The 7,960-nt window shown below is 32.8% G+C and carries 10 protein-coding genes; 9 read left to right on the forward strand and 1 reads right to left on the reverse strand.

Features of this window, described 5'->3' with window-relative positions:
- From L988_RS11920 to L988_RS11955, 8 genes are all read left to right on the forward strand, one after another.
- The coding region (locus tag L988_RS11920; RefSeq protein ID WP_047384555.1) for an L-serine ammonia-lyase, iron-sulfur-dependent, subunit beta at positions 1-294 on the forward strand (294 nt) is incomplete at its 5' end.
- Between the two features lie 70 nt (positions 295-364).
- Complete coding sequence (gene pth, locus L988_RS11925) at positions 365-931, forward strand: aminoacyl-tRNA hydrolase (RefSeq protein ID WP_047384556.1); 567 nt, start codon at positions 365-367, stop codon at positions 929-931.
- Between the two features lie 104 nt (positions 932-1,035).
- The gene (gene rsxC, locus L988_RS11930) at positions 1,036-2,346 is read left to right on the forward strand and encodes an electron transport complex subunit RsxC (protein ID WP_047384558.1); all 1,311 of its coding nucleotides are present in this window, start codon (positions 1,036-1,038) and stop codon (positions 2,344-2,346) included.
- A gap of 10 nt (positions 2,347-2,356) precedes the next feature.
- Positions 2,357-3,289: an RnfABCDGE type electron transport complex subunit D gene (locus L988_RS11935; protein ID WP_047384560.1), complete on the forward strand. Its 933-nt coding sequence runs from the start codon at positions 2,357-2,359 to the stop codon at positions 3,287-3,289.
- On the forward strand, positions 3,289-3,828 hold the full coding sequence (locus L988_RS11940) for an RnfABCDGE type electron transport complex subunit G (RefSeq protein ID WP_047384562.1): 540 nt from the start codon (positions 3,289-3,291) through the stop codon (positions 3,826-3,828). Before L988_RS11935 ends, L988_RS11940 begins: the two co-directional genes overlap by 1 nt.
- Positions 3,828-4,436 (forward strand): RnfABCDGE type electron transport complex subunit E, encoded by a 609-nt coding sequence (locus L988_RS11945; RefSeq protein ID WP_047384563.1) that lies wholly within the window; start codon positions 3,828-3,830, stop codon positions 4,434-4,436. Before L988_RS11940 ends, L988_RS11945 begins: the two co-directional genes overlap by 1 nt.
- A gap of 3 nt (positions 4,437-4,439) precedes the next feature.
- Complete coding sequence (gene rsxA, locus L988_RS11950) at positions 4,440-5,024, forward strand: electron transport complex subunit RsxA (protein WP_047384564.1); 585 nt, start codon at positions 4,440-4,442, stop codon at positions 5,022-5,024.
- Between the two features lie 15 nt (positions 5,025-5,039).
- On the forward strand, positions 5,040-6,035 hold the full coding sequence (locus L988_RS11955) for an RnfABCDGE type electron transport complex subunit B (protein WP_047384566.1): 996 nt from the start codon (positions 5,040-5,042) through the stop codon (positions 6,033-6,035).
- Positions 6,036-6,064: 29 nt separating this feature from the next.
- Here the strand turns inward: L988_RS11955 and L988_RS11960 are convergent, their stop codons facing one another.
- Positions 6,065-6,442, reverse strand: a complete 378-nt coding sequence (locus tag L988_RS11960) for a RidA family protein (protein WP_047384568.1) — start codon at positions 6,440-6,442, stop codon at positions 6,065-6,067.
- A gap of 345 nt (positions 6,443-6,787) precedes the next feature.
- Between L988_RS11960 and L988_RS11965 the strand changes: the two genes are divergently transcribed.
- Positions 6,788-7,801, forward strand: coding sequence for a PTS sugar transporter subunit IIC (locus L988_RS11965; protein WP_047384570.1), 1,014 nt, complete (start codon positions 6,788-6,790; stop codon positions 7,799-7,801).
- Positions 7,802-7,960 lie beyond the last annotated feature (159 nt).

The following is a 7,960-nucleotide window of genomic DNA, read 5'->3' on the forward strand; positions in this document are numbered from 1 at the left end:
GGATCATTAGAGCAAATCGAATATGCGGCAGAAATGGCATTAGAGCACCACTTAGGATTAACATGCGATCCAGTTGGAGGATATGTTCAAATACCTTGTATTGAGAGAAACGCAGCAGCGGCAGTAAGAGCTTTAGATTCAGCTCAATATGCTATGTATACTGATGGAAAGCACAGCATTACATTTGACCAAGTTGTAAAAACAATGGGAGAAACAGGAAAAGACTTGAAAGATGAGTACAAGGAGACTTCATTAGGAGGACTTGCAAAGTACCAATTTGATGGGAATTGCTAATAAAACCTTTGAAAGAGAGAATCTTAGATTCTCTCTTTCTTTATAGCTATAAAAATATTTAGGAGGAAAAATGAAGCTAATAGTAGGACTTGGAAATCCAGGAAGAGAGTATGAAAGAACAAGACACAATGTTGGATTTGATATACTTGACGAATTTGCAGATAAAAAGGGATTTAATCAATTTAAAGAAAAATTTCAGGGATTAATAACAGAAAAAACAATAGATGGAGAAAAAGTTATTCTTTTAAAACCTCAAACATATATGAATTTAAGTGGAAATTCAGTAGTTCAGGTTGTGAAATTTTATAAGATAGATCCAGCTACAGAGTTAGTGGTAGTATATGATGATATGGATTTACCATTAGGTAAAACAAGAGTTAAAGTAAATGGGAGTGCTGGAGGACATAATGGTATAAAATCTATTATATCTCATTTAGGGCAAGATTTTATTAGAGTTAAATGTGGTATTGGAAAAGCAAAAAATAAAGATGAAAATATAAATTTTGTATTGGGTAGATTCACAAAAGAGGAATCTGAGCTTGTAGATCCGATGTTTAATTCAGTAAAAAATTTATTGGACGATGTTATAAATGACACTCAAATAGATAAAATTATGCAGAAATATAACAAAAAGTAACACAAAAAAGCAAAAAAATAGATCAAAAAAGTTGTTAAATATAAATAAATATGTTATTCTAACAATGGAATATAGTTTTTTACTACAAAGGAGGGAATATTTTTATGAAATTCTTCGGATTCAAAGGCGGAGTACATCCACCTGAAAATAAGATCCAAACTGAAAATGCAGCCATAGAATTATTGGCAGCACCAAAAATGGTTTTCATACCACTTCTTCAACATATAGGGGTTCCTTTAGTTCCTTCAGTGGAAATAGGAGAAAAAGTTTTAAAAGGACAAAAAATTGCGGATTCAGAAGCTTTTTTATCTGTGCCAGTTCATTCAAGTGTAAGTGGAATAGTAAAAAAAATTGAAAATCTCCCATTTCCATTAATGGGGAATGTACAAACAATTGTAATTGAAAATGATGAACAGGATGAATGGATTGATTTAGAAAAAAATTCAAACTGGGAAAAAATGAGTAAGGATGAACTTCTGAAAATAATTAGAGCTAAAGGGATAGTAGGACTTGGAGGAGCAGCATTTCCAACTCATATAAAGCTAAACCCTCCGGCAGATGTAAAGATAGATTATTTATTATTAAATGGAGCAGAATGTGAGCCATACTTAAACTCAGATAATAGAGTTATGATTGAAGAGCCTTCAAAAGTAATAGAAGGTATAAAAATAATGAAGTACATTTTAAATGTAGATAATGCTGTTATTGGAATTGAAGATAACAAATCAGAAGCTATAGATATTATGAGAAAAGCTGCAGAAGGGACAAATATAGAAGTTATGCCTTTAAAAACTATGTATCCACAAGGTGGAGAAAAGTCTCTTATAAAAGCAATACTTAATAAAGAAGTTCCATCTGGAAAGTTGCCATCAGCAGTAGGTGTAGTGGTTAATAATACAACAACAGCAGCCGCAATTTATGATGCGATAGTGAATGGATTGCCTTTAGTAGATAAAGTAGTAACAGTAACAGGAAAAGCTGTAAAAGACCCTAAGAATTTAAAAGCAGCTATCGGAACACCAATATCTCTTCTTTTAGAGAGATGTGGTTATGATGAAAGTGAAGTAGAAAAAATAGTTATGGGTGGACCTATGATGGGAATGGCTCAATTGACACTTGAGGTACCGGTAATAAAGGGAACTTCAGGGTTATTAGCCTTAACAAAAAAGGAAACAAACTACTGCAAACCAAAAGCATGTATAGGTTGTGGAAAATGCGTAGATGCCTGTCCAATGTCTTTAGAACCGATAATGTATGCTAGATTAGCTGAATTTTCACAATGGGAAGAGTTAGCAAAATATCACTTAATGGACTGTATAGAGTGTGGTTCATGTGCATATATTTGTCCTGCAAATAGGCCATTAACAGAAGCTATAAAAATTGGAAAAGCTAAACTTAGATCGATGAAAAAGTAGGAGGAAAAAAGTGGCAAAAATTTTAAAGATGGGGCCATCGCCTCATATCAGAACTAAAGAAACTGTAGATGATGTAATGTATGATGTGATAATTGCATTACTTCCAGCACTTTTAGCAGCGAGCTATTTTTTTGGAATTAGAGCGATAGTAGTAACAGCAGTATCTATTTTATCATGTATGATAACAGAATTCATTTGTCAGAAATTGATGAAGCAAGATGTTCAGATTTTTGATGGAAGTGCAATTATAACAGGAATTTTATATGCTTTTGTTATACCACCTTATATGTCGTTGGCATATGTAATTGTAGGAGCTGTAGTTTCTATTATATTAGGAAAAATGGTGTTCGGTGGATTAGGACACAACATATTTAACCCAGCATTAGTTGGAAGAGCATTTGTTCAAGCGTCTTGGCCAGTTGCAATAACAACATTTATGTACGATGATATGGGTGGAGCAACCCTATTAGATACAATGAAGAGAGGTCTAGGATCAGATGTAGCATTAATTGATAAAGGAAACTTATATTTAAATACTTTCGTAGGGAAAATGGGTGGATGTTTAGGAGAAACTTCTGCATTAGCATTACTTTTAGGTGGATTATATTTAATTTACAAAAAGCAAATTGACTGGAAAGTACCGACGATTATGATAGGAACAGTATTTATAGCAGCTTTGATAGCTGGAGCAGATCCATTCTTACATGTATTCTCAGGTGGACTATTTTTAGGAGCGTTCTTTATGGCAACAGATATGGTAACTTCTCCTCACACTCCAAAAGGAAAAGCTATATTTGCTTTAGGAATTGGAATTTTAGTATCTTTAATTAGATTTAAAGGTGGATATCCAGAAGGAGTAGCATATTCGATATTAATAATGAATGGGTTCGTACCGCTTATAAATAGATATATAAGCCCTAAAAAATTTGGGGAGGTAAAATAATGGAGAAAAATAGATTTATTCACTATGGACTAGTTTTGACATTGATTGCCTCAATATCTGCTGGAATCTTATCACTTGTAAACGGAGTAACTCAAAAAGTTATAAAAGAAAATGAAAGAGCAGCGGTAAATGCAGCTAGAATTTTAGTTTTACCAAAAGCAATATCTTTTGATGAAGAAGCTATAGTAAAAGTTGATGGTTTAGATTTTATTCCAGGAAATGGAGATAATGGAAAACCTGTAGGTTATGTTGTAACTGTTTCGGAACCTGGATATGCAGCTAATATAGACTTTGTATTAGGAATAGATAGAAGAGGAAGAGTTACAGGATTAAATATAATAGGTAGCCAAGAAACACCAGGATTAGGATCAAAAATTCTAGATTTAGAATGGCAAAAGAAAGCTATAGGAAAAGATGCTTCATATGAATTCAATAAATCGGCAGATGGATTTGCAGGGGCAACAATCTCTCCAAATGCTGTTTATACAGGAATTAAAAGAGCTCTAAATAGCTTTAATAGTGGGGTGAACAAAAGATAATGGCAAAATCAAATAAAGAGATATTATTAAATGGAATAATAAAAGAAAATCCAGTTTTTGTTTTATTATTAGGATTGTGTCCAACATTAGGAGTTACATCATCTTCAATAAATGGAATGGCAATGGGATTAGCAACTATGGCGGTTATTGTATTTTCGAATATGCTAATATCTATGATGAAAAGTTTTATACCGGATAAAGTTAGAATACCTGCTTTCATAATGGTTATAGCTTCATTAGTTACAATAGTTGAAATGGTTATGAAAGCTTATCTTCCAGATTTATACAAGGTGCTTGGTTTATTTATACCACTTATTGTTGTAAACTGTATAGTGCTTGGAAGAGCGGAAAGTTTCGCTTCAAAAAACAGTGTATTCAAATCACTTTTAGATGGAGTTGGAGCAGGTTTAGGATTTACTTTAGCATTAACTGTGTTAGGAACTATAAGAGAGATTTTAGGAAATGGAACTGCATTTGGAATTCCAGTGACACCAGCAGGATTTACTCCAGCTTTAATCTTCATATTAGCACCAGGGGCATTTATAACAATTGGGTTTATAATTGCCACTCAAAATTATTTTAAAGCTAGAAAAAGCGGGGTGAAATAAGAAATGGATTTTGCAAAAATATTTAGTTTAATTATAACAGCAATTTTTATTCAAAATATAATATTTGCTAAATTTTTAGGAATTTGTCCATTTATGGGAGTTTCTAAGAAAGTGGAAGCATCAATCGGAATGGGAATGGCAGTAACATTCGTTATGTCATTAGCTTCGGGTGTAACTTGGACAATTTATAACTATCTATTAGTTCCTTTAAATTTAGAATATTTACAAACAATAGCTTTTATTTTGATAATAGCGTCATTAGTACAATTTGTTGAGATGGCAATTCAAAAAACATCACCAAATTTATACAAGGCATTGGGTGTATTTTTACCTTTAATAACAACAAATTGTGCTGTGTTAGGAATAGCTATTTTAAACATTCAACAAGGATATAATTTTATAGAATCTGTTATAAACGGAGCAGCTGTAGCTATAGGATTTACATTAGCTTTAGTACTGTTAGCGGGAATAAGAGAAAGAATAGAGTATGCAGCTATTCCAGGTCCATTTAAAGGAGTTCCAATTGCATTTATATCAGCAGGACTTTTGGCAATGGCATTTATGGGATTCAGCGGAATGCAAATATAATTTGGAGGTAGGTTGATGGAATCAATATTATTTCCTGTTTTATCTTTAGGAGGAACAGGACTAGCAATGGGACTATTTTTAGCCTATGCTTCTAAAAAATTTGAAGTGAAGGTTGATGAAAAAGTAGAGGCGATTCAAGGGATATTACCTGGAATAAACTGTGGTGCATGTGGATACCCAGGGTGTTCTGGATATGCAGAAGCAATAGCATTAAATGGAGCTGAGATGACAGCTTGTTCACCAGGAGGACCAGCAGTTGCATCAGAGATTGCGAAAGTTATGGGAGCAACGGTAGATTTATCAGGCCCTAAAATGGTAGCTAAATTACTATGTCAAGGTGATTGTACAAAGACAACAAAGACATATGAGTTTCAAGGTAAATTAACAACTTGTGAAGCTATAAATCTATATGCAGGTGGAGATAAATCATGTAAGTTTGGATGTTTAGGATATGGAGATTGTTCTAAAGTTTGTCCAGTTAATGCAATAACAGTTACTGAAAAAGGAATAGTTAATATCGATGAAGAGAAGTGTGTATCTTGTAAAAAATGTGTAAGCACTTGTCCAAAAAGATTGATAGAGATGCTACCAATGAACAAAAGAGTTACTGTAAATTGTTTATCAAGAGATAAGGGTGTTGTAGCGAGAAAAGCATGTACAGCAGCATGTATAGCATGTGGTCTTTGTCAAAAAGCTTGTCCAGTAGATGCAATAGAGATTAAAAATAATGTTGCAAAGATTAATCCTGAGAAATGTGTTGAATGTGGATTATGTGCAGTTAAATGTCCAACAAAAGCAATCAATAGTGAAGTGAAAGAGATAAAAAAAGCTGAAATAATTGAAGAGAAATGTATAGGATGTACAGCTTGCTCTAGAGTTTGCCCAATGAAATGTATTGAAGGAGAAGTGAAGCAGAAGCATAAAATTGATCAATCTAAATGTATAGGTTGTCAACTTTGTTATGATAAATGTAAATTCTCTGCTATAAAGATAAATATTCAAAATAAATAAAAAAGATGAGGAAACCCTCATCTTTTTTATTATTTAACTGCAATTACTTCTATTTCAACTTTAACATCTCTTGGTAATCTAGCAACTTCAACACATGCTCTAGCAGGTTTAACATCTCCTAAATACTCAGAGTATACTTCGTTTATAGCAGCAAAATCGTTCATATCTTTAATGAAAACTCCAGCTTTTACAACATCAGTTAATGAGTATCCAGCTTCTTCTAAGATTGCTTTAACATTTTCTAAAGATTGTTTAGTTTGCTCTTTAACGTCATCAGAGATAACTGTCATAGTTTCAGGAACAAATGGAATTTGTCCAGAAACATAAAGTGTTCCGTTTACTTCGATAGCTTGAGAATAAGGTCCAATAGCTGCAGGAGCTTTGGCTGTGTTAATAACTCTTTTCATTATAAATACCTCCCAATTAAATTTAGATATTTAAATTTTAACATAAATTTATGACATAAACAACATATAAAATACTAATTTTAGGGATGTTTCTAAAAGTCTAATGTGAAAAATATAACAATTTTTCATAAAAAAAGATTTTATATGACTAAACAAAATTCATTTCCATGTAAAGTATAAATTAAATGTGTTAAACGTATGTTGAATTGTTTTAAAAATAAACATAAAAATTAAAAAAGTACTTTACTTTTTGTAAAAAGTAAGGTATAATCAATTCTGTGAGAAAAAAAGTTTAGGTTGACCTATTGTTATTTTTTTAACAAGGTTAACGAGGAAAGAGGGAAAATGGAATTATTAAAAGGTTCAGTATTATTATTATTGGTTTTAGCATTCTTTACTGGGTTTAGCTTAAAAGCACCAAAAGGAATGAAGGCTATGGGTGCTCTAGCAGGAGCAGCAACGGCGAGTTTTCTAGTAGAAGCTTTCCAATTATATGTTGGTGGAGATCTTTTAGGAATTAAGTTTTTAGGAGATGTTGGAGCGTCAGCAGGATCAATGGGAGGAGTTGCGGCAGCAATATTAGTACCGTTAGCTTTAGGTGTAAGCCCTGTTTATGCAGTTATGTTAGGTGTAGTTTGTGGAGGAATGGGAATCATCCCTGGATTTATCACTGGATACGTAATGTCATTCATCATACCTAAATTAGAAGAGAAAATCCCTGATGGATTAGATTTAATTGTTATTATTTGTTTAGCGGCACCTTTAGGAAGAGGAATTGCACAATTCACTTCACCTGGAGTTACATTCGCTTTAAAAACAATTGGAGATATAATTATAGCAGCTCAATCAGCTAGTCCGTATGTAATGGCATTTATTTTAGGAGGAGTTATAACAGTAGTTGCAACAGCTCCAATAAGTTCAATGGCATTAACAGCAATGTTAGGATTAACTGGTTTACCAATGGCTATAGGAGCTTTATCTGTAATGGCTTCATCATTCATGAACTATGTGTTCTTTGATAGAATGAAGTTTGGAGATAGATCAACAACGATAGCTGTTGCAATCGAGCCATTAACACAAGCGGATATAATATCTGCAAACCCAATTCCAGTATTTACAACTAACTTCATAGGTGGAGGAATAGCTGGAATGATCGTTAACTACTTTGGATTAATCAACAACGCTACAGGAACAGCAACACCAATCGCTGGTTTCGCAGTAATGTTCGGATTCAACCCTGCTAAAGAGGTATTAATAACAGCTGGACTATGTGCTGCTGCGGGTATCTTAACAGGATTTGCTGGATCAATCGTATTCAAGAACTTTAAAATCAAAACTGTATCTGAAATAAGAGGATAATAGTTAATGTAAAAGCTTCGGTTAAACCGAAGCTTTTTTTTATTAAAAATTTGATAAAACTTGAAAAATAATGTATACTCATAAAAATGTATAAGAAAATAGAATCTGTTAACTAAAGATGAAAAATAGGTCCAATTCCTTAAAAAGGGATAAAGATTT

Origin of the sequence: Cetobacterium sp. ZWU0022 (assembly GCF_000800875.1) — a bacterium.
GTDB lineage: Bacteria > Fusobacteriota > Fusobacteriia > Fusobacteriales > Fusobacteriaceae > Cetobacterium_A.

Bases quoted from the DNA above. Each gene is read 5' to 3' on its own strand.
- rsxC (WP_047384558.1), top strand. From the start codon at position 1,036: ATGAAATTCTTCGGATTCAAAGGCGGAGTACATCCACCTGAAAATAAG.
- L988_RS11940 (WP_047384562.1), top strand. From the start codon at position 3,289: ATGGAGAAAAATAGATTTATTCACTATGGACTAGTTTTGACATTGATT.
- L988_RS11955 (WP_047384566.1), top strand. From the start codon at position 5,040: ATGGAATCAATATTATTTCCTGTTTTATCTTTAGGAGGAACAGGACTA.
- rsxA (WP_047384564.1), top strand. From the start codon at position 4,440: ATGGATTTTGCAAAAATATTTAGTTTAATTATAACAGCAATTTTTATT.
- pth (WP_047384556.1), top strand. From the start codon at position 365: ATGAAGCTAATAGTAGGACTTGGAAATCCAGGAAGAGAGTATGAAAGA.
- L988_RS11960 (WP_047384568.1), bottom strand. From the start codon at position 6,442: ATGAAAAGAGTTATTAACACAGCCAAAGCTCCTGCAGCTATTGGACCT.
- L988_RS11965 (WP_047384570.1), top strand. From the start codon at position 6,788: ATGGAATTATTAAAAGGTTCAGTATTATTATTATTGGTTTTAGCATTC.
- L988_RS11945 (WP_047384563.1), top strand. From the start codon at position 3,828: ATGGCAAAATCAAATAAAGAGATATTATTAAATGGAATAATAAAAGAA.